The following is a 21,661-nucleotide window of genomic DNA, read 5'->3' on the forward strand; positions in this document are numbered from 1 at the left end:
TACCAAGACGCGCGGTCAGGTCGGGCCTGTAGCTCAATTGGTTAGAGCAGGGCGCTCATAACGCCTTGGTTGGGGGTTCGAGTCCCTCCGGGCCTACCAAAATCCTTTAATATCAATGCGTTGCATAAATCTTGGGGCCGCGCGCCCCGTATTGGTTTTCAATGGCTTGAGGTGAGTCTGTCCCCAAACGCAAAACGCCCCGACCACATGGGCCGGGGCGCGCGGAAACCGGCTGGCGCCGGAATTACAGATCGGCCGTCGCAGCAGCCACAGCCATCATGCTGGCCTTCTGCGTTTCGGTGATGGCGATGGCGGCTTCACGCGCTCCCTCACCTTTCGCATCGCGGATCGCCTCGCACTCGGACACGAGCGCAGCGGCAAGAGCCTTGATGCGATCGACCGGCTCAAGCCGAGACGGATTGAAGCCCATGCGCACCAATTTCGCGGCGGCGCTCGAGATGTGGGTTTCGCCGTCGGGAACGGCGGCGGTGTGAATCTTCACGTGCATGTCAGTGTCCTTTTTCTGACTGGATTGCCCGGAACCGCCGGGCGCGGATTTCAGACGAACAGCCCCGGCTCGCACCGGGTTCTCACGTCCGTCACCCCGCGATCCCACCAGTCGCGGCGGATCGCGTTGCGCAGGTGCAGGCAGTCGATCCGCTCTGGAATCGGCCGCACGATCTCGGTCTCGCAGTCGGTGGGTGACATGCAGGCCACGAGGATGAGGGTCCACATCATGTCAGCACGCCCCGCCTTCGGCCCGCGCCTCGGCGCAGGTCAGGATCGCGTCGATGCTCTTGATCTTGTCGTTGGCGGTCTGAGCCGCGACCAAGTGCTCGGTGGCGAGAATGCTCAGATCGCGCAGCGTCTCGGCGCGGCGGTCACTGATCGGCACCGGCGTCCGCAGGTCGGCCGAGACCGCCGGCACAACGATCCGCGTCTCCACCTTCGGCTTGACGCAGGCAGTCAAGAAGATCAGCGATCCGAGGATCAACAGGCGTATCGGCATTGGTGAAATCCTCCGTAAGAAGCCGCTCGACGGCGGCAAGGCGGGCGGCGGCGCGCTTGGCTTCGCGCTCGCGGTGCGCGGCCTCGACGGCGCGGGCGAGCGCGTTGTGCTCTGCGATCCATTTCTGTGTCGCAATCTCGTGCGCCTGCCGTGCGACCTCGGCGGCCAGCTCGCGCTTGTCGCCTTGCAGGATCATGATCCACAGGACAGCCCCCACGAGGGCGGACAGCGCCGCACCGGCGACATAGGGGGCGACGAGGCGGATCATGCCTCACCTCCCGGCCAGTCAGGCAGATCAACGGTTTCACCTGCCAGATCGTGAGTGGAGTCCTGCAGGAACCTGATCCGTCCATCGGTCACGAACGAGTGGCAGCAAAAACAGGTTGGCCCAAAAGGTTGCCCGTCATCGTCACGAGCATTGCACCAGCAGTCACCCGTATGGCCCGGAGCATAGTGACCGGACCTTACCAAGACAGACGGCGTGAAGGTGGGCACGACCGCATTCTCGTTCCACATCCACCCGCGTGACCCGTCCACGATGATCTGATGAGCCGTGTTGCAGCCCGGGCACCAGAACAGGATACGGCCGCCCTCGGCGCGACGTAGCTTATTGCCAATCGCGCTCATCTCAACCCTTCCAGTTCTGCCAGAACAGCCATGCCGCCACGCCGATCACGACGATCAGCAGCACGCTCGGGTCCTGCAGGCGATCCACGATCCCGCCCTCGCGCGTCACCTGGTCGGCTAGGCCCACGCCCGCCGAGGCAACCGCGATCCCGCCCGCGGCCTGCGCGCGGCGGTTCTCGGACAGCTTCTCGGGCTGGCGCCGAGGTTCGACCGGCCACCCCGTGGCGCTGCCGCGCCAGTCGGCCACCGAGCCCCTGAACGTTAACGGCGCGGCCCGCGTGTCGATGTGCATGAATCCGCTCTTGGGATAGTGCCCGAAGCCAGTGAATCCGACAGCGCGCGCCGCCTCTTCAAACTCGCGCGGATCGTGGTTCTCCATCCGCACGTCAAACGCCATCCCGCGCATGTGATAGCTGTCCGGCGCGCCCCCGACCGCGCGGTTGTGCTCGGGGCTGCGATAGGCGCTGGTGATGATGATGGGCTTGCCGAGGCGCGTGCGCAGGGCTTGCAGCTTGTCCATCGCGTTGGTGTCCAACTTGAGCGCGCCTTCGCGCTTGGACGCCATTTCGCGCGGGCTGAAATCCAGCCAGGGCCACTCGTCCATGGGCCAGTCTCGGTAGTGATCGAAAGCGCGTATCATGCGAATCCTCCTGTCATGTAGGCTGCCACTCCCGCTGACAACGCGATCCAGAAGATCCGCTCAGCGAAGCGCAGGAGCTGCCCGTTGGTGCCGACCGACCGCTCAAGCGACGTCACGCGCGAGAAGATGTCTTTCTGCTCTGCGTCGTAGCCGTCCATCCGTCGAAACAGCGTCACCATCCGCTCCTCTACCCGGGCGAGGCTGACGACAGCCGTCGCCAATTCATCGAGCTTGTCCTCGATCCGCTCCAGCCGCTTGCTCATGTCCTGGTCGCTCAAATCGTCTCTCCCGCTAAATGGGCCGCGCCGCCCAGCGAGGGCTGGCGCACTCGTGTGCCGCCGAGTTCGGTCAGGAACGTGACGGCGAGTGATCCGGGGTGGTGCCGGTAAGGCTCGTGCAACCCGGCGGCGAGGCCGAGCGTTTCGGAACAGAACCATCGCCCCGGCCTTGCCCGTGCCCAAGGCGTGACAGTCAGGACCGCGCCCCATGTGTCATACGGCTCCCCGAGATGGGGCAGCACGCGATCCCAGCACTCGTCCGCGTCGAGCGAGGGCACGGTGATGAAATCCCAATGGCCCGTCTTGAACCGGATGCGCTTGATCCTGACCCGGCTGCCGTCGCGCTTGCTGGCCGAGATGCAGATCGCTTCGCCATTGATCGGCGGCCCGCTTAAAAGCTCCGCGTGGGAATAGGGATGCCCCGTTGCGGCACGGATCACCCGGTCGCGCCAGTCGCCCGGCGCGCGGTAGAAGGCGAAGGTGGCGGGCATGGGTTATGGCCAGTAGCCGTCCACGTCGAAATCGACGGGCAGCGGGTTCATCGCCTCGATAGCATCGGACGCGGCGCGGATGGATTCCACCTGAGACCACACGGCCTCGCCCGCCTCCCATGCCGCAGTCTCTGCCGCCGTCCAGTTGGCGCGGCCCTTCTCGGTCAGGAGTGTGGCTTGTGCCAAGAGATTGCGCTGTTTCCATTCCGGCACGAAGGCGATAATCCGGCGATTGGCCTCGCGTTTGATCCCCGCGATGATTTCCGCGTCGGCCTTTCGCGCCACGGTCCACCCAATCACCCACTCCCCACCATCTTCGTGCGGCAGATCGTTAGGCGTGGCGGTCTCGCCCGGCTTTACATCGGGGCGGGGCAAGCGGCGCACTTTGGGCAGGCCAAGGATTTTCGCCTCGGATTGGCTGCGATAGAGTGTCTGTGTTTCTGGATCGTAGCGCATTATACCCATCCCATTGTGTAGGTGTTACCAACGTCGCCCGCGTCCCAGACATTTGAAGACGAGACAAAAGACGCCAGTAGGTCAGTTAACGAAACGGATATGTCGCTCACGGCAATAGACCATGTGACCGGAGAGTCTTGCAGCGATGTATAATTCGCGGTCAGATGGTCCTTAACAGCCTGTGCCATTTCGTTGCTGTCAAACGACATCTCAAAGGTATTCGTTCCGGCTGCTGTTCTTAACTGATCAACGGGGTAAATCGTCCCATTCACTGAAATCAGATTATCGTTTGCCTTACTGCCAAGGGTCGAGGTGTAGCCGAACCCCGCGCCGCCTGACCCCACGGTAATGTCCACATCACCCACAGTGACTACAAAACCGCCCGCAATATAGAAAGGCATCGGCATAATCATTGCAGGGCCTCAATCGTCAGGGAGGAAAAGCTGCCGACTTTCTTGATGTGAAACAGGAAGTCGTTGCCGTTCGTGGTGTCGTAATCGTCGCCGTTGACGATGGTAAAGCCGGACGTTGTAATCGTGCCCGCGCTGGCCCCGTTCGTTACCTGGATTATGATGGTGCAGTTGCTCGACGTGAACGGCGGGGCCAAGGTGAAAGCGCCGTTGGCGGTGAGCGTCTTGAAATTCTCCTTGGTGTCCGCGTCCACCTCGGGCGTCACTGTCCCGATCGTGATCGTGCCGAGTGCCTCGATATCGCTGTCAAAGCCCGCAGTCAGCGTGTCATGCGTGTCGGCCTTGAGAGTATCCGCGTCATACGCCTGCACGTCTGTGCCGATGGCAACGCCAAGCGCCGTCCGCGCCGCGCTGGCAGTGCTGGACCCGGTGCCGCCGTCCGCAATGGCCAGATCGGTGATGCCACTGATCGAGCCGCCGGTAATGCTGACGTTACTTGCCGCCTGCGTGGAGATCGAGCCAAGGCCGAGATTGGTCCGCGCCGTCCCGGCGTTCGCGACGTCTGAGAGGTTACTTGCGGCAACCAGTTTTGCGTCAAGTTGCGTCTGGACGTTTGAGGTTACGCCATCGACGTAATTCAACTCAGCCGCCGTGGACGTAACCGCCACACCACCGATTTTCAGACCGTTCACCGCATCGACGTATCCGGCCTCCACCTTCATTTCCAGCGTGCCACTCACGGCAAAGCCGAGAACATCCGCAGAGACGCGATATGCGCCCGTGTCAGTGTCATCGGTAAAGCTGAAAGCCGGTGACGCCGCAGTGCCGTTGGTGCCCTTCACGGGGCCGATGAAGCCCTGTGTGCCGTCCACCACGTCGTTGAGGGCTGCGGCAAAGCCGTCATCCTCTTGATCATGCCGGAGTGCAATGATTTTCGTGCCGTTGTTGAGGTCCGTAACCCAACTGTATAGGCGCTCGAAAACGCCGCTTCCGTTGAAAGGCATTGCGTTTCACCTTCTCGTGGTTATTTTGGGGGGATGTTTAGGCACTGGAACACCGACCTGACCTTGGCCGTTGTGCTCACGGTCTGCATTGCAGCCGGTGTGCTGTTTCCATCAGGTTGGGCCGCGAGCGGCTTGGTCGTCGCGGCCGTGATCGCGACGGGGGGCGTTATCGGTTGGTGGAAGCGCCGGAAAGCTGCGCGGCCAAAAGAGTAGCGATTGCTGACTTTTGAGCGTCCGACATAACCTTCGGGGCTACCGGCCCGCCATTTCGGATAAGCTCATCAAGCGCAGAGACACTGCGGTTTGTGCTCATTTCCGCCAAGCCCTTTGCGCCCGCGCCAATCGCAGAGGGAATAGCGCCCAACGGGCCGAGCGCCGCAGAAGAACCGACGCCGAGGGACGCTGGCAGAAATCCCGATGTTGGCGAAAATCTGCCGATCATGCGTAACGCATTCTGCGTGGGAGAGCCGCGAACAATATCCTCCATGCCCGCGATTTCCTCTGCCGTGAAGCCGCGCCGCTTCTTGGGGTTGTCGAGGATTGACCGGATATTTTGCCGGATTGCGTTAACTTCATTGCCGCCCGTCCCGCTGGTTGCCGCGCGGCGCTCACCTTTCTTGACGGCGTCAGACAGAGATTCACTTGCCTTGATCCTGCGGGTCGTGTTCCGGCCAGTGCGCAAGGCGGAAATCGCATCTTCTGGATCGCCGCCCGTGACCTGATCCGGCGCAAGGCTGTCGAGATACTTTGTGATTTCCTCTTTCATCCCCATCCCGAGTTCGCTTTCGGTCGGGTCTACGTTGCCAGCCACACGCCCAGACAGGCGGCGCATTTTCTCCACCTCGGAAATCGTGGGCGTTTCAAGCTCAGAGATTTTCTGCGCCGTGCGGGACGCTTTGGGGGCCAAGATCGGGTCCATGTTATCGCGAGCCGACCGCGCCGTGACCGATGAGCGCAAACCTTCGGTCGCCTCCGGTGTGAGGCGAGAAGGCGAGCGATCTACACGCCCATAGGCTTCGCTTTGGCGCGCGCGCAGGTCATCCAGTGAGGGCGCGCGAGGCCTTGGCGTCATAGCCGATACTGCCCCCGCGCCCGTCATGCCGCCCGCAAGCTGCGCCGCAATCTCCGCAAGCGGGTTTCCGGGGGCCACCTCTTGGGCGGTTGCTGCTGCTGCACCAGACCCCAATGCACCCGCCGTTTCCGCAGCGGCAAACTGCGGGATGTTCGAGCGCGCCATATTCCCAATACGGCCAGGAGCGCCCAAAGCGCCGAGGGCCATCGGGACAGTCTGGCCAACCTCTTGCCCCATGCGCCGCCCGAACCTCTGCGCGGTGTTTTGCGGCTGCGCGTCCGAAATTACCGGGTCAAGCATCTGCTGCATCATTGCGGAGCCAAGGACCGGCTTTTCAATCGGCGGGATACTCGTCCCCGCAACACTGTTCACGCCGCCGGTAAGGCCATTTATTGCCCCCGTCACGGCGTCCACAGGGAACCCTAGTGCCGACGCCAAGCCCTCATTGACGCCGCTCATGGTTTGATCTCGCAAGCCGGTCTCCTGCCCGCCCCGCTTTTTCTTCGCAGCGGCGGCAAGGGCGAGGGCTTCCATTTCGTCCATCACTGCATCCCTCGCTTGATATCCCACATTTCCTCAAGCGTCACGCCATAGCGATCCGCCGCCGCCTGCGCCGAGGGGTCTTGCGAGAACTGCTCGAACGTCATTTCGCCGCCCTGTGCGGGCTGTTCGGCCTGGCCCTCACCCGGCCCGAACTCAAACCACACCTGCCCGTCGAGCAACACATTGCCCTGCTCATCCACCTCATACGGGAGAACGCCGCCGCTCGGGTCTTTAAGGGCAATATCCAAGAGCGTCTTGCGGTAGGCTTTGGCCGCGCGCACATATTCCTCGGAACTCTGCGCGTTGGACATGCCCGTTGCAGCAAGGGCGATGGCCTCGCGTTCGCTGTCGGTAAGCTGCCCGACTGCGCCCCCCGTTGGGCTGTTGTCGCGCATCCTCTGAACTTCAGCCAAAGCGCCTTCTGTGGTGATTTGAGCGTTGCGAACGCGCCAATCGGACGCGGGCGTGCCTGGTATAGCCCCCGCCACCGCGCCAACAGGCCCAGTCACCGGGAACCCGCCATCCTCAATTTCATTGATGTTCATTTGCAGATTGGTAAGCGTCGGACCCATTTTGATTTTGCGCTGCCGTTCCCGCTCTGCCTTCTTATCCGCCGCTTCGCCCCGCTCCGCGTCAACCCCCGAACCGGGGATAGGCTCATCAACCCACGTTCCGCGCTCCGGGTCCCAGCGGCGCTGGAAGCCCTTGGCGGGCTTGTCGGCCATCGGGCGCGTGTCGGGTTGATCGCCGGTGTTGACGGTCGTGCTGACCGAAGGCGCGCCCGCCTGAGCCATGTCGCGCTTGTAATCTTGGAATGTGCCCTTATAGCCCTGCTGGCGCGCAAACTCGTATTCGCGCATCCCCGACGTCATCTCGGGTTGCGGCTCAAAATTCCCCGCCATCAACTCACGCGGCGGGTTGTTCATATCCACAAGCCCGTAGCCGGGAATGAATTTCATGTTTGGCTTTTGCGGCGCGTTCTGCTTTTGCAGGCGCTCGATCTCCATCGCCACGATGCGGCTCTTGGTCGGATCGTTCGCAATAACCGGGTTGGACAGAAGCCCGTAAAGCTGTTGCAGGCGCGCTTGCCCTGCATCGGCGGTGCCGACCGGCTGGCCCTGCGGGGGCTGGCCTTGTGCTGACGTGCGAGGCTGGCCACCGCCTAGGCTGCTATACCGCTGCGCCCGGCGGGTGCGGTGTTCCTCTGCGGGGCGCAGAAAATCGTTGACAATAGCCGTTGCCGCCGTCGCTGTGTCAGGCGCAGAAAGAATGCCCTCTGCCGCGCCCTTCTCAGTGTTCTGCAACTCCCACATGAGGAAATCGAGTTGCGCGTCCTCGCTGGACGGATCGGCGCCGCGCGCGGCTGCAAATTCCTCGTATTGGTTGCGGCGCGGGCCGGTGAGTTGGTAAAGTCCGAAGCCGCCGCGCGACCCCGGCACAACCGGGTTGCGCTCGTTTATGCTTGGATCAAGGCCGCTTTCATCGCGCATGTTCACAACGAAAGCGTCCGCGACATGCTCGGGAAGGCCCCGCTCAATGAGCTTGCCTCTGATCCGGGTGCCCGCTTCGCCGCCGACAAGGCTGCCCGTGTTCGCCGCCTCTGCCGCCGCAATCGTTGGCCCGCCATTAGCGGCAAGAGCGTCGTTGCGTGTGGGGGCTGTGTTGAAGTCCGTGCCGCGCGGCTGGCCGGTCGGAGCGCCGCCATACCGCTGACCGAACACAGACCCCCAAAGATCGTCTGCTTCGCTCTTTTTCTTGCCGATTACCTCGTCCGCCCGCTTGCGCATTCCGCGCGCTGCCAGCGCCTCGCCAATGGCCGAAAGGCCCTGCCCGAAGGTCTCGGGCCGCTTGGGACGGGCCGCGAGTTGCTGGGCAATCTCGCGTTGCCGCTTTGCCTGCTCATACGTCAGGCCGGTATTGCCGCCGAAGATAAAGCTCATCAGAAATACCCCCCGCTGAGACCGCCAGCCCCAAGCCCGAAGATGCCGCCCCACAGATCATTGAAGCGTTGGTTTTCAGACTGGTAATTCGCCTGCTGCTGCCGGAAATTCTCGTTCACGATCCCGGCGTAATCCGTGGTCGGAATGCCGCCAATATTCGGGTTCGTGAACTGCGGCTGCTGCACACCGGACCCGCCGAGAAGCGCGGCGATCTCGTTGATCGGCTGGTTGCGCTCGGCAAACATTTCCTCAAGTGCAGAGGCGCGGTCGGCGTTCGTCTGCCCGAGGCCAGCCATGTAATTCGAGAAGTCCTGCTGCGCCGCCGCGTTGTTTTGCGACACGCCCGCCTGCTCGTTCTGGAACATCTGCTGTTCGGCGTCGTTCCCCGCCGTCATCTGCGCGAGAAGCTGTTGCAGCTCCTGCCCGGATGCGTCGTTCTGGAAGCCCGCCTGCGCCGCGTTCTGCCCGAACTGCTGGCCTTGTGCCGCGTTGGCAAACTGGCCCGCCGCAAGGTTGTTGCCGAAAATCTCGCTCAGGGTCTGGTTGTTCAGGTTCGCGTTCGCAAGGCCCTGCGTGAAGTCCTGCGCCTGCGCCTGATTGCCGAACTGCGCCTCTTGCAGCGCCGCCTGCTGGTTTGCAAGGTCGGCGCGAAGCTGGTTATCCGCCGTCGCGGTCTGCGCCTGGATACTGTTGCGATCCGCGCCAAGCCCGAGCTGCCCCTCGATCTGCGCCGCGTTCTGGCCAAACTGCCCCTCGGACAGGATTTGGTCTGCCGCCTGCTGCTGCGCCTGGTTCTCGAATTGCGCGCCCTGTAGCTGCTGGTTGCCCGCCGCCACGTCGCGGCTGATGCCAAGCTGGGCAAAAAGGCGCTGCACATCGGCGTTTGACGTTTGCGCCTGCAAGTCGAGTTGATCCTGTTGCAGCGTCTGGCCCGCGCCCTGCGCCTGTGCGGCGTTGGCGAACTGCGCCCCGGTGAGGTTCTGGCCGAACTCCTGCCCCTGTGCGCTGTTGAAGGCGTCCTGACGGCTGCGAAGCTGGTTGAACGCCTGCTGCTGCGCCGCGTTCTCGAACCCGGCCCTGCGCGCTTCCAGATCGGCCAGCCGCGATTGCTCTTGCCCGGCGCTGAGAATAGCCCCGAGACGCGCATCATTGCTGCCCCGGTTCAGGTCATACATCGCATCCTGATACTGCTCGGACCCGATGCGAATACCCTGTGAGGCAAGTCGCGCTTCAAGCTGCTCCCGGCGGCGATCAAGCTGCGGGTTCATGCGCTCCATCAACGCATCCTCGACGCGCTGGCGGTCCTCGCTGAAATCGGTGCCGTAGGTGCGGGTGATATCGCCCGCGTCCCCGGTCTCGAACTGGATATCCCGCCCTTGATCAAAGCTGTTCTGAATATCGCCAAGATCGGAGCGGTTGTAGTTGATGCCCGGAATATCGGACCCGCTCGGCACGTCGCGAATACCCTGTAATCCAGCATCGCGGCGGATTTCCCCGGCTTGCGACAGGTCAATCTCGCTCTGGATATCCGGCATTTGAAAGCCGCTGCCGATGCTGCCGCTGGAAACGCCGGGGAGGTTCACGCTGCGCGTAATGTCCCCGCGTGCCACATTGTTCGTGTAGCCTTGCGGCGTGTTTACGCTGGTTTGGATCGGCCCGCCTGCGTCAAAGCTGCCCGTCACACCGATTTGCGGATCAACGCCGGTTTGCAGGCTCGGCCCACTGCCGACGCGCCCCATTTCCGGGGTTTGCGACGGATCGAAAGATGCGCGATCCGGCAGATCGTCCAGCGTGAACGGCTGGTTCAGGAGGTCAAAAAGCCGCGCAGACTGCGTGTCAGCGATGTCCGCAAGGTTGCCCTTGGCCGACATTTCGCTTTCGAAAATCGCCTGCTGTTCCGGGGAGAGCGACTGCTCGACCGAAACGCGCGGGATGGTGTAGGTCTCCCCAGTAGAGGGGTCGGTCCACGTGTAATTGTCGTTGCCCGATGCCTGCTGCGTGCGGTAGGCGTTCGCCTCGTCCAGCGACCCGAAGGTGTTATCGCCCACGCGGTATTGCGTGGTTGGCCCGCTGCCGCCACTCGGCGCAGGTGCGCCGCCACCGCCCTCGCGGTTGTAGCCGTAACTCGGCGCGGCGGTTGCCCCCTGCGTGCCCGGCGTGGTGAACGTCTCGACCTCGGGAATACCCGAATAGTCAGGCGCGCCGCCGAAGCTGTAAGACAAATCGCCGTAGGGCGTTGACTGGTTCGGGTTTTGCAGGATCGCGTTGGCAATCGCTGTGCTGACATTCGTGCCAGTCTGAGCCGCCGCCGTCTCTTTGGGATCGGGCGGCTGCGGGGGATCGGGCTTACCCATGTCCTACCTCACGAATTTTGAATTTTTCCAGTCGTCACGGCGCAAAACCGCGATGATCTCGGCCTCGCCATCGCCCCTCAAGTCAGGTATGCGATGCAGGCTTGCTCCGAACGTGCGCCAGATGCGCGCCGACCGGGTGTTGTTCTCAGAGAACCGGGCCACGCACAGGCGCAGGCCGATTTGATCGAACGGGTATTGGAAGATTTCACGCACGCGGGCCTTGTTCAGCCACCTGCGGTGCGCGCTGTAGGCGGTGATCTCGATCACCGATGTGTCGGGGTCGTAGTTGTGAAACAGGATGCCCGCGATCAGGCCCTCGATCTCGCTGTAGAAGCCGACCGCCTGACAGTTGGATATCTCCCTTCGGCCACCCCAGAGGCCCAGAGAAACGAACGCCGCAACCTCATCGGGATGCGTCCATGTTGACCGGATCATGTATCGCCGGGCATGAACGCCAGATCGTAATTCACCAGCTCACAATCGAGCTTCACGCTGTCCGCGCTGGTGATCTGCAATTGCACCGCCAAGGCAAAGCCGTGCCCCTCGACAACGTGCCACTTGGACACGCCGGTCTTGTCGTTGCCGTAGCTGCCCCATGACGCCACGTCCCATTCCGCCGCATCCCACACGCCCGCGTCCAGCGAAGTAACGGAAGCCGCGTTCGGCGCGGTCGGAAAGTCTGACGTGTAATCCGTTGCAATCGAGAATTTCGGGGTGAAGCTCACGCTTGACCGGAAATTCCCCCGCACCCGCTTTGCAGCCTTGAAGCCCGGCGATCCGAAGGACTGGAACGCACCGCACATCTGGCAGACGAAGTTTGATCCGTTGTCCTGCCCGCCCGTGTCGCCCTCGTAGATGTTCACGCCGGTCGCAAAGTGCAGACTGTCCCCGAGAACCGCCATTGCGTCCACGGTCCAGCCCGTGAAGCGCGCCCATGCCCCTGTTTCGAGGTTCAGCACGAATACGAACGGCTCGCCCACGACAGGGACGGACACAAGCGCCATGTTGCGGCTGGCCCACTTGGTGAACTTCCACCCACTTGGCTGGACGTTCTGCCAGTATTCCCAATCCCTCTCAATAGGCCGCGATACAGACGCGGCCTTGAGTTGCGACGGGTCTTTCTGCACCGCCGCCGAAAGCGGCACCAGACCGGCCTTTGTGGCCACCAGCACATCACCTGCGATACGGATGAACGGCTGGCGCGCAAGCGGCTCGCCAATCTCGTAAACACCGATCAGGCTCATGGTGCCGGATGGATCGCCGGAATACAGCGCAAACTCGCCGTTGGTGGTTAGAAACACGATCCGGTCGTCAAGCCCGTCGCCGGAATCGCTGGAAAAGGTCGTGATGCTGTGAAGCGCGCCGCCCTTGTTGAAGATACCAGCGACCGGGAATTTCGTAATGGTGCCCGAGATCGAATTGACCCCGAGATACCATGCATTCATCGTGCCGCCTTCAACGAACCATTGGCGTTCGCGGTAGTTGGCAACGTAGGACAGGTCAGACGTGGCCGTGAATCCGCTGCCCGTGATGGCGTAGGGCGAGGATACCAGCGTGACTTCGTTGAACGTGGTGCCGTCATAGAGGCGCAGGTTGTCGGTGCCGTTCACCAGCGTGAAGAATGACCCGGCATCGTTTTGTGTCTCGACGCCCTGCCAGTCACCGCTTGTCAGACTCGACACGTCCGCCGAAAGCGTGGTGCCATCCGCCGTTGCCGCCGTGAAGGTGTAGATGTTGCTCGCATCGGTCGCGATAAACTCGGACCCGGCGGCATACTCGAATAGCGCGGTTACATCATTGGCGATATCAACGCGGGGCTCATATCCGCCGCGCGGCTCGATCCCCGTCGAGGACGGCCAGAAGTTGTCCAGCACAGACGCCGTGTTGATTTCCTGCTGCGAGAAATTCTGGTTGGTCACAAGCCCCGCCGTGGGGGCTGGGAAGGTCACAACCTGCCCAGCCGGGCGCTTGTCGGTCTGCGACTGGCGACGATCCCCCGAGCGCGTGCGGGGCGGATGGACGGTAATCATTTCTGACCCCGGTTGGCCTTGATATCGACCAGCAAATTCGCCTCGTATTCGGCAAGCTGATCGTCATACGGCTGGCCCTTTTCGCGCAGCCAAAGCACCACAGTCAGGCCGCGCAACAGCCGCTCGGGAATGTGGAACGTGTCCGCGTTCTGCGTGACCGCCGTCTTGTCGCCCACAACCCAGTTTTCCGAGACATATGTGAAGGTCGCGCCGTCCGCATCGAGCGTGTCGCTGAATTTCAACTCGCCGTCGCGCAGATGGCAGTAGAGCTGCGTGGAAGGATGCTGTGACACGAAGTCGAACATCACCGGGCTGGTGACGATCCTGACCGGCGTATAGGTTCCTGACGACTTGGCGAGGTAAACCGTTCCGCTCTCGCCCATTTCCTGAAAATCGCTCGGCAGGGTATGCGTCGAAACGCTGCCCGCCACGGTGTCCGTTTTATACAGTCCCGCCCACTCCGCACGGCGCGCAATGTCCTTTCCCGCTTGGTTCATGTATTCGCGGATTTGCGACATGTCGAAGTCGCTCGACGCGATGTTCGGGCTGGTTTTCTCGACCCCGATTTCATACAGGACCGATTTGAGGACGGTTTCAGCGGTCATATCTGCGTCCTCGGCATGACAACGGTGTCGATCCGGCGCGCGGTGCGGTCATTGCGCCGCACATCGTCCAGCGCCATGTTCAGCATCGTTTTGGACGCCGCCGCGGAGTCCAGATCGCCCGCGTCCTTCTGCGCTTCCAGCACCAGCCCACGAAGGTAAACCTCGGGCTTGGCGGTCAGGAGCCAGTTCGTTCCGTTGGCCCACAGGCCCGGAATGGTCTGGTAGTAGGTCAGCTCGTGATCCTCGCCCGCCTCGGACGATTCCAGATTGCTGCCGTCGATCATGTAGCCCTCAACCCCGAAATCCGCCAATTCGCGGGTGAGCCGGTCAAGGTGCTTCTTGTCACTGCCGAACGTCACGGAAATGGCTTCGAGATAGTCGGACGGCAGGGCCGCAACGCCGCTGCTGTTCGTGGTCAGCGTGCTGGTGGCCATCATGTCACGCACGCGCAGTTCGGTGTTCAGGGTGTTTTCCAGAAAGCCCAGGAGCATCGGCGCATAAGACGGCAGATCGCCCCGCCCGGAAACGCGCGAGGCTTCCAGCACCAGTTCTGACACGTCTGCGATGCTCATACGCTGCCATCCTTTGTGCGGAATGCCCGGTTGTCGCTATCGTTCAGCCACCGGGAAATTGCCCTCTGGTCGTCAGCCTTGACAGCCTCGGCAAAGTAGCCCTCGTGCATCATGCCGACCGGAACGCTGGCCACCTTGTGCCAGTCGCCCGCCCAGCCCGGCGATGCCATGTTGCGCATGGCCGTATTTGCGTCGATTGTCGGCTGGACTTCGTAATCGGTGCGGTAGGTGGTCGATCCGTCATCGTTGTAGCGGACCCAGACATGCCGACCGAGCTTGATGTCGCTGTCGAACAGTATCCAGTCGCCGTCGCGAATTGCTGCCATGAAACGCCCCTTACGGAGCGACTTCGAGCGCCCCGCTTTTTACAAGTTGGATTGCCAGTTCGGCGTCGTCTTTTCCCAAAACGACGATGCTGTTTTTCCTGTTGCGCTTCCCGTCCAGGCCCCAAAAATCACGAAGGCACCTAAACCGCCCGAAGCCGCCGTGATTCATGTTTTGCAGGGTTGTTTTAACGACAATGCTTTCGAGCGCATCTTCGGCGTCGAATGCCTGTGAGGAAGCCCAATTTTTGCGGTGTATTGCGCCCATATATTCGGGGTCGCTTTCCCGCTCATCCCAAAGCGCAAGCTCTAGGGCTTCGACCTTGGCGCGGTCCCGATCTTCGCGGTTTTCTATTTCTTTTTTTGCTCGATCCGCCAGCTTACGAAGGCGCTTCGCGCGAAACGCAACTTGCTTTGCCGCATGGCTTAGATTTCTCTCAAGGCGCATAGCGGGATTATACCCCCACCGCCCCTTTTAGAAAAGCGGTTTATGCGTTCTTCAACCGGCTGATTGCGCCCGTCTCGATGCCGTCGAGGGCTTCCTCGGGCGTGATTTCAATGATGGTGCCCTTGCGCACGCGCTCGCCCTCGGTGGGCCAGTAATCGCGGTTGACGACGCACTGCACGAGTGAATCCTTTTTCGGACGGCCAGGGCCGCGCTTTTCTTCGGTCATGTCGGGAATCTCCAAAAAATGGGTAAGGCGGGGCCATTACAGCCCCGCCCGCTATCAGTCGTCGCCCAGATAGGCCGCGACGATGGTAATGGTGCCGGTCACGTCGATTGTGCCGTCGCCATCGACCGTTGCCGCCGTGCCCGACCAGTTCAGGTTCAGGTCCAGCGCCGTGCCGGTGCCGTCAACGACCGCATTGGCTGCGTCCAGCGCCGTGCCGGTCGTGGTGCCGCCCGAGAGCGTCTGATCGACCTTGGCCGCGACGTTGTCATAGGTCGCGTCGCCGGTCAGAACACCGTCTGCCGCCGCCGAGATTGCCCCGGTGCCTACGCCGATGTCGAAGACCGTGTCATTCGGAACGCCCGTGCCGTCAGCCGCGTAAGCGGTGTAGTCAACACGGCTCGACAGGAAGTGCCACGACCCGGAAGCAAGGTCCATCAGCTTGGTGGAGCCGTAGGAGCCTGACAACGCCGCATCCGTAACGGCAATGCGGACCGCATCGAGCGTCAGAGTGATGTGAGCGAAGCCGCCCACATATTTCAGAACGCCCGTCAACGTGCCGGAAGCCGGGGTCGCAAGCGTCCCAACTGCGGCAGCGTTGATATCAAGCGCCTGATCGGTGGTGTAGATCGTTCCCATTTTCAGACCCTCCTTAGGTCGAGGCCGTCAGGCCATAGAGGTCAGCGGCAACGCCGAGGCCCTTTTCGTTCTTCGGCTTGAGCGCGCCCTCACCGAGGAGCACGAATTTCTTCGCGTCACCGGTCTTGGCCACCTTCTTGTCTTCCTTGATCTTGCGGAACCAGCCGAAGCAGAGGTGTTCCGGGTCAACAAGGAAGGCATTGCGCGCCAGCGAGGCGGAGCCTGCCATCACGCGGTTGGGGTGGATCATCACCTTGCCGAACGGACCTTCGTAGACGTCAGCATTCGCAACGATGCTGTTGTCCTTGCCGCTCGATGCCGCGTAACGGAAAGACGCCACGTTGCTGTCCGACATGAAGGTGACGAACACCGACTTGACGTAAGGCGACACGAAGCAATGACGGAAATTCGCGCCCGCCACGTAGCCCTGCTGCATCACGTCATCAAGGATCGCCTTGGTGAACGCGCGCTGCGTGCCGTTGGTCGGCGCGGTGGTCAGCCCGGTGCCCGTGCTGAAACCGCCGTTGGCACCGTTGCTGCCGCGACTGACGTTCGTCTCGATCCAGGTATTCAGCGAACCCATTTCGCGCGTGGCACCGCCGACCGAAGCGTTCGTGTCAACGATGGCGAATTCCGCGTCCTTGCGGAGTTCCACGCCCTTCTTGAGCTTCTGCTCCTTGATCTTGAGAACCTTCCCGGCCTCATCGGTGTATTCCTGCGATTCAGACAGGATGCCGGTCTTGCGCATGATCTGCGTATAGGTGCCATACCGGTTCGGCGCATCCGTCGCGTCGAAGGTGTAGTCGTCACCCTCAAGCTGGATGTTTGCTGCCGGGCTGGCCAGATCATCGACGGCCCACTCGGGGTGGCTCGTCTTGAAGCTGACCTTTTCGACCATCGAATAGATCGGCGTGTCCTCGGGGGTAATCCGAGACACAACGTCCGCCAGTTCCTCGCGATTGGTGTTTGAACTGGTGGTTTGGAAGGTGTTTGTCACCTTAGCCATGTCATCACCTCATTGGCGATGGCTCAGTCAAAGTCGATGTTCAGTGCGTCTCTGAGTGAGCCGGTTTGCTCTAGACGCTGCATGGCCTTGCGGTTTCCCGTATTCCCCGTGCCGGTCGCCGGTCGTGCATTGCCCTTCTTGGGCTGTTGCAAGCGGCGCTTGGCGTTGTTCCGATTGTGCTCGGCCTTCTTCCCGAGTTCTGCGTAGTGCAGCGCTTCAAGAATGCGGTCGTCGGTCAGGCTCGAAACCTCCTGATCCGTGAAGCCGAATTGCTTCGCCTTCTGCCGGGTATCCTGCACGAAGCTGACCAGCTTTTGCTGATCGCCCCTCAGGTGCGGAAAACGCCGTTCAATACCCTCAACATGACGCTGCAAAACCTGTTTCTGGTCATACTGCTGCGTCTGCTGGTTGGTTTGCTGAGCCTTCTGGCTCCTTTGCACCAACTGCTGGACCTCCTGTTGCGCTCGCGCGCGGAGTTCCTTCTGGTATTGATATTGTGCGGGGTCGGATTGCGCGAGGCTGAGAGGTGGCTCGTCCGGGATTACTCCCTGGAGGAATTCCACCGTCTCTTGCAGCAATGAATTAACGGTCTGATACTGCTGCGAGTAGTGCTTCCGCGCTTCCTGCACGGTCTCACGCTCACGAGCCAGTTCAGCCGTTTTCCGCGAATAGTCCTGCTGGCGCATCCGTTCCTCTTTCAACTGCGAAAGAGGGACTTGCTCGCCATCAATGTCGATCACAGGGTCTTCGGCTTCGCCCTCGGCTTCCTCGCCTTCGGGGTCTTCCTCGTTGTCCTGATCGCCGGTCGCGGCCTCGGATTCTTGATCCGGTTGGTTTTCATCATCGTCGGAGGGCGCTTCCTGCTCGCCTTCGAGGTTGTCAGTTTCCTGGTCCTCTTCCGGTTCGTAGTAGTCGATATCTCCGCCAATATCTTCGAGTTCGCCTGCCATGGGGCTTGCGTTCCTTTCGTCTCAGCTATGTCGCTGGTAGGGTTATCCGTCGCTTATGCGGCGGAATCCGTGCGCTTTGGCTTGGCTTTGCCTGCTGCTCTGCTGGCAAGCTGCTTACGCACCGATCTGATTGCCTGCACTTCCATGCTCAGAAGGCGGCGTGTTTCGTCATCGGCTGACTTGGCCGAAACGATGCCCTCAAAGGCGCTTGCCTCAAGGTCATCGAAAATATCGTTCAATAGCGGGCTATCCAGAAGCGTTTGCGCTTCGCCGCTCGGCTCGATCTCGTAATCCATCAGCCGACCGCCCCGCCAAACCGGACCGGGCTAGACGATCCGCCCTGCATTCTCTGCCCGGTGGCGTATTCCATCTGCATTTTCTCGCGGGCCATCTGCATTTCAGCCTGCATTTTCTCCCGCGAAAGCTGAACCTCGGCCTGCATCTTGTCGCGCGCCAACTGCTGCTCAGCCTCGGCCTTCTGGCGCTGCAATTCCATTTCGGCTTGCATCTTCTGCGCGTCGGCCTGCGCTTCCATCTGCGCCTTTTGCAACTCGGCCTGATCGCCCTGCTGGCCCTGCTGCATGAGGCGCTGAACCTCTTGCGGATCGGGGCGCGTAAAGAACGGATCGGCAGACGCAAAGCCCGCCGCCTCGGTGATCTTTTCAAGCGTGTTGTAAAGCTGTTCAGGCTTCACAAGCGGGTTATCCGCCCCGATGCTCGTCAGAATCTCGCGTTGCAGCCCCATGACGACTTGCAGCATCGCCATGTCACGCTCACGGGTGCCGCCGCCAAGGCCGGTATTCACGATGCAGTCCATGTCGGCATTCCAGCTATCGGGCTGGAACTCCGTCCACTGACCGCGCAGCCGAACCGTGCGTGGTTTGTCCTGGTGCGCCACGATGAGCTTCAACAGCCCCTTGAACGCCTTGCCAATGCCGTTCGCCAGATTGCGCACGATCATGTCGGCCTGTGCAACGCCGCTCTCCGAGGCGATATGCGCCGCCGTGGCGCTCATGTTCTGGAAGCCCTCGGGGTCGATGCCGCCGCTTGCATCCGTGATGCCCGTGCGGTCCTCGGCCACCTCGTCCATGTAACGCATCATCTCGAACGAATTGGCCGCGAAGAACGGCACTTGAACCGGCTGCACCGCGTCTCGGGCGCTCACGCCGCGCTTGATGTGTATATCTTGCCCGAATTGCGGGTTTGTCACGCTCTCCGGGTTTTCCACCGCATCAAGCTGCACGGCGCGCTGGTAGTTGTTCTGCCAGTTCAGGTTGTCGAGTGTGGCGCGCAGCAAAACGGTCTTGATGCGCTGCACATCCTCCAAATCCTCGAAAACGCTATGGCCTTCAAACTGGTGCGCGCTGCGCTCGGCCACCACCTCGGTAAAGGGTGCCTCGTCGCACGGCTCGCTTTCCAAGACGATGTAGCGCTGCGAAGATGCATCAGCCTTGTCGCCCATGTCGCCACGGCCATAAACGACCTTGTAAAGCTCCGCGATGCCGTCATCATCGTAATCAAGGCGCGCGTAGACCTCGAAATACTCGACTTCCTCAGCCGCTTTTGCCGCGCCCTGGTCAAGGTGCGTCCAGTCATCGCCGTAACGCTCGAAATCGTCGTTGTCGTCGTAGCGATCCGCGACCGAAAGCTGGTAAACCTGTTCTTTATCGTAGCCCTGCGCCACAAGGTCCGACCGGCTCGCTTCCATCTTTTTCCCGACGAGCGGCGCGTTCTCGATGCTGTCCGCGTTCGGGGAAATCAGGAATGAGCCGCGAGGCACCGCTTTAAGCTCTGACGTGACTTCCGTTTCCTTGCGGCGCAGCTTAAACGAGTGCCGCATTGCGTTCGGGTCAAACGCCAAAATCTCCGGGTCTGTCTCCGGTTCCTTCGTGTAATCCAGAATCTCGTTTTCCGGGTCATCGAACAGGCCGAGAACCGCCTCATCTGACAGGTTCTTGTGCTCCGTCACGACAACGCGGGTTTTCTCGGTCGCGCACCATTCCAAGATGCCGGTTTTCAGCACCAGCGCATCCCAGATCGCAGACTCGATAGCCGCTTTGCTGGCCGTTTCGCGCATCACGACATGATTGACGTAATCCGTGGCCTGCTGCGCGGCTTCCTCGTCCTCCATCTGCATCGGCTCGTATTGAACGGCCTTCTCACTGCCGAATATCGTCCGCATGATCGACGGCATCAGCTTCTTGATGGCCGCGCGCACGTCCTTAGAAACGCTGAAGCTGCGCCCCTCGTTGTAGTCGATGGCGGACGGCTTGCCCTCGTAGTATTCCAGCGCCTGCGTGCGGGTGCGCTGCTGCTCGTCAAGATACTCCTCGGCCCGCTCAACCATCCGGTTGACGATCATGATTGGGTTGTCGGTATCGTAATCCATCAGGCGACAACCTTTCTCGGCACGAAGTCCGGGGTTTTTCTGTCTCGCGGCGGCTCGTAAATCACTGCGCCAAGCCCGAACGCATCCGCGCCATGGCTCGACCAATCGTGATTAGGGCCAAGGTCAACGCCGCGTTCTTCGTCCAGCTTGGGGTGATACCATCCGATTGCGTCGATGCCCGGCCCGCACTTGGGTTCGTTGAACCACATGCTCGGGAACAGCCTGCGCGCGGCTTCAACCCGCTGCATCGCCGCGCCCTTGCCTTGGTTCGGAATGACCTCGACCGCGAAACCAGCATCGCGCAGGTAGCTTTCGTAGCTCACATCGTGGACTTTATCGTTCGTCGCGCCGTCATGCGGCAGGATGCACAACGCCTTGCCGTATCCATTGTCTCGGAGCCAATTGACGTGCGTCGAAAGCGGCTGGCCAACTGCCTCGTAGTAATCCAGCCACCGGACTTCCCGCCCGATGAACTGCGCGATCCAGATAGCGCACGCATCGGCCTTGGCCCCGGTGCCGCCAATGTCCCAGATCGCCCGGCACGTCATCAGCGGGTCTGCCGCGACATTTCCGATCCGGCCTTCCTCTCGGGCCTTCTGCAAGCTGGCAGCGTAGTATGCGCCCTCGTTGACCGTGACGAAATCACCTTCCCAGATGTGGGAATACTTATCAGGCCGATGGAGCATGTCAGATTGTCGCTCACGCTCCAACTTTGCAGGAAACCATGGGTTATCCCGAAAGTTCATTTCCACAATTTTCATGCGGTCGGGCTCAACCTGTTCCCGAAACCTACGATTTGTCGCGCTGCGCTTGCTGGCTGGGTTCCACGTAACCCACAATTCCGAGCCGTCTTCACGGATGGTCGGGATGAGGATGACCCAAGCCGCCTCAACGACATATTCGGCCTCATCAACCCAGCAAAGGAGGATGCGTGATTTACCTTTTAATGACCCTAGGTTTCTATCAAGACCGGTGAACTTAAATTCAACCCGACCGCTTCTTGTCTTGATATATTTTTCGCCCACGTCGAAATGCGGGGCCAGCCACCGCATGTCATCGTCTTCTAGCGCCAGCTTCAGCTCAAACAGCGATGAATCATCGAGCGAATTCATGAACTGTCGGCCACACAGGATGATCCCGGAACGGCCCGCCATGTCAAACATGTGCGCCTTGACCAGCGCCATCTTTGCAAACGTTCTTGTTTTAGCTGAACCGCGCCCGCCGTGAGCGCCCCTTACATCGGCCTCGCCCTCAAAGACATCAACCAGCTTTTCGGGAATGCAAAGCTTAGCTGTCGCCACTTGGCTTCACTGCGACTAATTCAATCTTTGTGATTGTTTCAACGGGCCCCCCATCCACCCCCGTAACCTGCATCGGCAGGACTTTCCCGAGAAGCGACATGAACGGCGCGGGGTTGTCCACCGCCTGTTTCTCAAGGTAACTGACAAGACCTTCATCACCGACCTTGTTGCCTGCCTGCTCGGCTGCTTTGAGGATCGCATCCTTCAACAGCGTGGTCGTTCTGTTCGGCTTACCCTTCGGCCTGCCCGGCCCCGGCTTGCCTTTGCCGATGAGGTTTTCGCCCGTTTGTTTTTCGGACATAGCTTCCATTCCGCTCGGGGCGGCTCCTGATGTTCAGGGTGGGGGAAAGA

At 61.2% G+C, this 21,661-nt stretch carries 28 protein-coding genes and 1 tRNA gene; 1 reads left to right on the forward strand and 28 read right to left on the reverse strand.

Annotation, left to right across the window (positions count from 1 at the left end; translation table 11 throughout):
- The first annotated feature begins 22 nt into the window (after positions 1–22).
- Positions 23–99: transfer RNA gene (locus AC13D8_RS04310), tRNA-Ile, on the forward strand.
- A 145-nt stretch (positions 100–244) separates the two neighbouring features.
- Here the strand turns inward: AC13D8_RS04310 and AC13D8_RS04315 are convergent.
- The 28 genes from AC13D8_RS04315 to AC13D8_RS04450 form a co-directional block, all read right to left on the reverse strand.
- Entirely contained in the window at positions 245–508 is a 264-nt protein-coding gene (locus tag AC13D8_RS04315; protein WP_482967784.1) for an Acb2/Tad1 domain-containing protein, read from the reverse strand.
- Between the two features lie 50 nt (positions 509–558).
- Positions 559–738, reverse strand: coding sequence for a hypothetical protein (locus AC13D8_RS04320; protein WP_482967785.1), 180 nt, complete (start codon positions 736–738; stop codon positions 559–561).
- Position 739: 1 nt separating this feature from the next.
- Positions 740–946 carry a hypothetical protein gene (locus AC13D8_RS04325; RefSeq protein ID WP_482967786.1) on the reverse strand — a complete coding sequence of 69 codons (207 nt, stop codon included), beginning with the start codon at positions 944–946 and terminating at the stop codon, positions 740–742.
- Complete coding sequence (locus AC13D8_RS04330) at positions 882–1,277, reverse strand: hypothetical protein (protein WP_482967787.1); 396 nt, start codon at positions 1,275–1,277, stop codon at positions 882–884. The genes AC13D8_RS04325 and AC13D8_RS04330 overlap by 65 nt, the downstream gene beginning before the upstream one ends.
- A complete protein-coding gene (locus AC13D8_RS04335; protein WP_482967788.1) occupies positions 1,274–1,636 on the reverse strand; it encodes a ubiquitination-like system serine protease family protein in 363 nt (120 codons plus the stop codon). Before AC13D8_RS04335 ends, AC13D8_RS04330 begins: the two co-directional genes overlap by 4 nt.
- Position 1,637: 1 nt before the next feature.
- The gene (locus AC13D8_RS04340) at positions 1,638–2,276 is read right to left on the reverse strand and encodes a YcbK family protein (protein WP_482967789.1); all 639 of its coding nucleotides are present in this window, start codon (positions 2,274–2,276) and stop codon (positions 1,638–1,640) included.
- Positions 2,273–2,554 (reverse strand): hypothetical protein, encoded by a 282-nt coding sequence (locus AC13D8_RS04345; protein WP_482967790.1) that lies wholly within the window; start codon positions 2,552–2,554, stop codon positions 2,273–2,275. The genes AC13D8_RS04340 and AC13D8_RS04345 overlap by 4 nt, the downstream gene beginning before the upstream one ends.
- The gene (locus AC13D8_RS04350) at positions 2,551–3,045 is read right to left on the reverse strand and encodes a hypothetical protein (RefSeq protein WP_482967791.1); all 495 of its coding nucleotides are present in this window, start codon (positions 3,043–3,045) and stop codon (positions 2,551–2,553) included. The genes AC13D8_RS04345 and AC13D8_RS04350 overlap by 4 nt, the downstream gene beginning before the upstream one ends.
- Positions 3,046–3,048: 3 nt before the next feature.
- Complete coding sequence (locus AC13D8_RS04355) at positions 3,049–3,501, reverse strand: hypothetical protein (RefSeq protein WP_482967792.1); 453 nt, start codon at positions 3,499–3,501, stop codon at positions 3,049–3,051.
- Positions 3,501–3,902 carry a hypothetical protein gene (locus tag AC13D8_RS04360; RefSeq protein WP_482967793.1) on the reverse strand — a complete coding sequence of 134 codons (402 nt, stop codon included), beginning with the start codon at positions 3,900–3,902 and terminating at the stop codon, positions 3,501–3,503. Before AC13D8_RS04360 ends, AC13D8_RS04355 begins: the two co-directional genes overlap by 1 nt.
- A gap of 8 nt (positions 3,903–3,910) precedes the next feature.
- Entirely contained in the window at positions 3,911–4,915 is a 1,005-nt protein-coding gene (locus AC13D8_RS04365) for a hypothetical protein (RefSeq protein WP_482967794.1), read from the reverse strand.
- Positions 4,916–5,081: 166 nt separating this feature from the next.
- A complete protein-coding gene (locus AC13D8_RS04370) occupies positions 5,082–6,530 on the reverse strand; it encodes a hypothetical protein (RefSeq protein WP_482967795.1) in 1,449 nt (482 codons plus the stop codon).
- On the reverse strand, positions 6,530–8,317 hold the full coding sequence (locus AC13D8_RS04375; protein WP_482967796.1) for a phage tail tip lysozyme: 1,788 nt from the start codon (positions 8,315–8,317) through the stop codon (positions 6,530–6,532). Before AC13D8_RS04375 ends, AC13D8_RS04370 begins: the two co-directional genes overlap by 1 nt.
- Positions 8,318–8,469: 152 nt before the next feature.
- The gene (locus tag AC13D8_RS04380; protein WP_482967797.1) at positions 8,470–10,824 is read right to left on the reverse strand and encodes a hypothetical protein; all 2,355 of its coding nucleotides are present in this window, start codon (positions 10,822–10,824) and stop codon (positions 8,470–8,472) included.
- Positions 10,825–10,827: 3 nt separating this feature from the next.
- A complete protein-coding gene (locus tag AC13D8_RS04385) occupies positions 10,828–11,259 on the reverse strand; it encodes a hypothetical protein (RefSeq protein ID WP_482967798.1) in 432 nt (143 codons plus the stop codon).
- Positions 11,256–12,854, reverse strand: a complete 1,599-nt coding sequence (locus AC13D8_RS04390; protein ID WP_482967799.1) for a hypothetical protein — start codon at positions 12,852–12,854, stop codon at positions 11,256–11,258. Before AC13D8_RS04390 ends, AC13D8_RS04385 begins: the two co-directional genes overlap by 4 nt.
- Complete coding sequence (locus tag AC13D8_RS04395) at positions 12,851–13,459, reverse strand: phage adaptor protein (protein WP_482967800.1); 609 nt, start codon at positions 13,457–13,459, stop codon at positions 12,851–12,853. The genes AC13D8_RS04390 and AC13D8_RS04395 overlap by 4 nt, the downstream gene beginning before the upstream one ends.
- Positions 13,456–14,031 carry a phage adaptor protein gene (locus AC13D8_RS04400; RefSeq protein ID WP_482967801.1) on the reverse strand — a complete coding sequence of 192 codons (576 nt, stop codon included), beginning with the start codon at positions 14,029–14,031 and terminating at the stop codon, positions 13,456–13,458. The genes AC13D8_RS04395 and AC13D8_RS04400 overlap by 4 nt, the downstream gene beginning before the upstream one ends.
- Entirely contained in the window at positions 14,028–14,357 is a 330-nt protein-coding gene (locus AC13D8_RS04405) for a hypothetical protein (RefSeq protein ID WP_482967802.1), read from the reverse strand. Before AC13D8_RS04405 ends, AC13D8_RS04400 begins: the two co-directional genes overlap by 4 nt.
- Positions 14,358–14,367: 10 nt before the next feature.
- Positions 14,368–14,802 carry a hypothetical protein gene (locus tag AC13D8_RS04410; protein WP_482967803.1) on the reverse strand — a complete coding sequence of 145 codons (435 nt, stop codon included), beginning with the start codon at positions 14,800–14,802 and terminating at the stop codon, positions 14,368–14,370.
- A gap of 40 nt (positions 14,803–14,842) precedes the next feature.
- Complete coding sequence (locus AC13D8_RS04415) at positions 14,843–15,028, reverse strand: hypothetical protein (RefSeq protein ID WP_482967804.1); 186 nt, start codon at positions 15,026–15,028, stop codon at positions 14,843–14,845.
- 54 nt (positions 15,029–15,082) lie between these two features.
- Complete coding sequence (locus tag AC13D8_RS04420) at positions 15,083–15,664, reverse strand: hypothetical protein (RefSeq protein WP_482967805.1); 582 nt, start codon at positions 15,662–15,664, stop codon at positions 15,083–15,085.
- A gap of 13 nt (positions 15,665–15,677) precedes the next feature.
- Positions 15,678–16,670: a DUF5309 domain-containing protein gene (locus tag AC13D8_RS04425; protein WP_482967806.1), complete on the reverse strand. Its 993-nt coding sequence runs from the start codon at positions 16,668–16,670 to the stop codon at positions 15,678–15,680.
- 23 nt (positions 16,671–16,693) lie between these two features.
- Entirely contained in the window at positions 16,694–17,620 is a 927-nt protein-coding gene (locus tag AC13D8_RS04430) for a hypothetical protein (RefSeq protein WP_482967807.1), read from the reverse strand.
- Between the two features lie 53 nt (positions 17,621–17,673).
- Positions 17,674–17,916, reverse strand: coding sequence for a hypothetical protein (locus AC13D8_RS04435; RefSeq protein WP_482967808.1), 243 nt, complete (start codon positions 17,914–17,916; stop codon positions 17,674–17,676).
- Complete coding sequence (locus tag AC13D8_RS04440; RefSeq protein WP_482967809.1) at positions 17,916–20,009, reverse strand: portal protein; 2,094 nt, start codon at positions 20,007–20,009, stop codon at positions 17,916–17,918. Before AC13D8_RS04440 ends, AC13D8_RS04435 begins: the two co-directional genes overlap by 1 nt.
- A complete protein-coding gene (locus tag AC13D8_RS04445; protein ID WP_482967810.1) occupies positions 20,009–21,310 on the reverse strand; it encodes a PBSX family phage terminase large subunit in 1,302 nt (433 codons plus the stop codon). Before AC13D8_RS04445 ends, AC13D8_RS04440 begins: the two co-directional genes overlap by 1 nt.
- A complete protein-coding gene (locus tag AC13D8_RS04450; protein ID WP_482967811.1) occupies positions 21,297–21,611 on the reverse strand; it encodes a hypothetical protein in 315 nt (104 codons plus the stop codon). The genes AC13D8_RS04445 and AC13D8_RS04450 overlap by 14 nt, the downstream gene beginning before the upstream one ends.
- Positions 21,612–21,661: the final 50 nt, after the last annotated feature.

The organism is Roseovarius sp. B-10, from assembly GCF_056859295.1.

Bases quoted from the DNA above. Each gene is read 5' to 3' on its own strand.
- AC13D8_RS04330 (WP_482967787.1), bottom strand. From the start codon at position 1,277: ATGATCCGCCTCGTCGCCCCCTATGTCGCCGGTGCGGCGCTGTCCGCC.
- AC13D8_RS04370 (WP_482967795.1), bottom strand. From the start codon at position 6,530: ATGGACGAAATGGAAGCCCTCGCCCTTGCCGCCGCTGCGAAGAAAAAG.
- AC13D8_RS04315 (WP_482967784.1), bottom strand. From the start codon at position 508: ATGCACGTGAAGATTCACACCGCCGCCGTTCCCGACGGCGAAACCCAC.
- AC13D8_RS04375 (WP_482967796.1), bottom strand. From the start codon at position 8,317: ATGCGCAAGCGGGCGGACGAGGTAATCGGCAAGAAAAAGAGCGAAGCA.
- AC13D8_RS04395 (WP_482967800.1), bottom strand. From the start codon at position 13,459: ATGACCGCTGAAACCGTCCTCAAATCGGTCCTGTATGAAATCGGGGTC.
- AC13D8_RS04385 (WP_482967798.1), bottom strand. From the start codon at position 11,259: ATGATCCGGTCAACATGGACGCATCCCGATGAGGTTGCGGCGTTCGTT.
- AC13D8_RS04320 (WP_482967785.1), bottom strand. From the start codon at position 738: ATGATGTGGACCCTCATCCTCGTGGCCTGCATGTCACCCACCGACTGC.
- AC13D8_RS04450 (WP_482967811.1), bottom strand. From the start codon at position 21,611: ATGTCCGAAAAACAAACGGGCGAAAACCTCATCGGCAAAGGCAAGCCG.
- AC13D8_RS04440 (WP_482967809.1), bottom strand. From the start codon at position 20,009: ATGGATTACGATACCGACAACCCAATCATGATCGTCAACCGGATGGTT.
- AC13D8_RS04360 (WP_482967793.1), bottom strand. From the start codon at position 3,902: ATGCCTTTCTATATTGCGGGCGGTTTTGTAGTCACTGTGGGTGATGTG.
- AC13D8_RS04355 (WP_482967792.1), bottom strand. From the start codon at position 3,501: ATGCGCTACGATCCAGAAACACAGACACTCTATCGCAGCCAATCCGAG.
- AC13D8_RS04335 (WP_482967788.1), bottom strand. From the start codon at position 1,636: ATGAGCGCGATTGGCAATAAGCTACGTCGCGCCGAGGGCGGCCGTATC.
- AC13D8_RS04380 (WP_482967797.1), bottom strand. From the start codon at position 10,824: ATGGGTAAGCCCGATCCCCCGCAGCCGCCCGATCCCAAAGAGACGGCG.
- AC13D8_RS04400 (WP_482967801.1), bottom strand. From the start codon at position 14,031: ATGAGCATCGCAGACGTGTCAGAACTGGTGCTGGAAGCCTCGCGCGTT.
- AC13D8_RS04405 (WP_482967802.1), bottom strand. From the start codon at position 14,357: ATGGCAGCAATTCGCGACGGCGACTGGATACTGTTCGACAGCGACATC.
- AC13D8_RS04425 (WP_482967806.1), bottom strand. From the start codon at position 16,670: ATGGCTAAGGTGACAAACACCTTCCAAACCACCAGTTCAAACACCAAT.
- AC13D8_RS04365 (WP_482967794.1), bottom strand. From the start codon at position 4,915: ATGCCTTTCAACGGAAGCGGCGTTTTCGAGCGCCTATACAGTTGGGTT.
- AC13D8_RS04350 (WP_482967791.1), bottom strand. From the start codon at position 3,045: ATGCCCGCCACCTTCGCCTTCTACCGCGCGCCGGGCGACTGGCGCGAC.
- AC13D8_RS04415 (WP_482967804.1), bottom strand. From the start codon at position 15,028: ATGACCGAAGAAAAGCGCGGCCCTGGCCGTCCGAAAAAGGATTCACTC.
- AC13D8_RS04410 (WP_482967803.1), bottom strand. From the start codon at position 14,802: ATGCGCCTTGAGAGAAATCTAAGCCATGCGGCAAAGCAAGTTGCGTTT.
- AC13D8_RS04420 (WP_482967805.1), bottom strand. From the start codon at position 15,664: ATGGGAACGATCTACACCACCGATCAGGCGCTTGATATCAACGCTGCC.
- AC13D8_RS04390 (WP_482967799.1), bottom strand. From the start codon at position 12,854: ATGATTACCGTCCATCCGCCCCGCACGCGCTCGGGGGATCGTCGCCAG.
- AC13D8_RS04435 (WP_482967808.1), bottom strand. From the start codon at position 17,916: ATGGATTACGAGATCGAGCCGAGCGGCGAAGCGCAAACGCTTCTGGAT.
- AC13D8_RS04340 (WP_482967789.1), bottom strand. From the start codon at position 2,276: ATGATACGCGCTTTCGATCACTACCGAGACTGGCCCATGGACGAGTGG.
- AC13D8_RS04430 (WP_482967807.1), bottom strand. From the start codon at position 17,620: ATGGCAGGCGAACTCGAAGATATTGGCGGAGATATCGACTACTACGAA.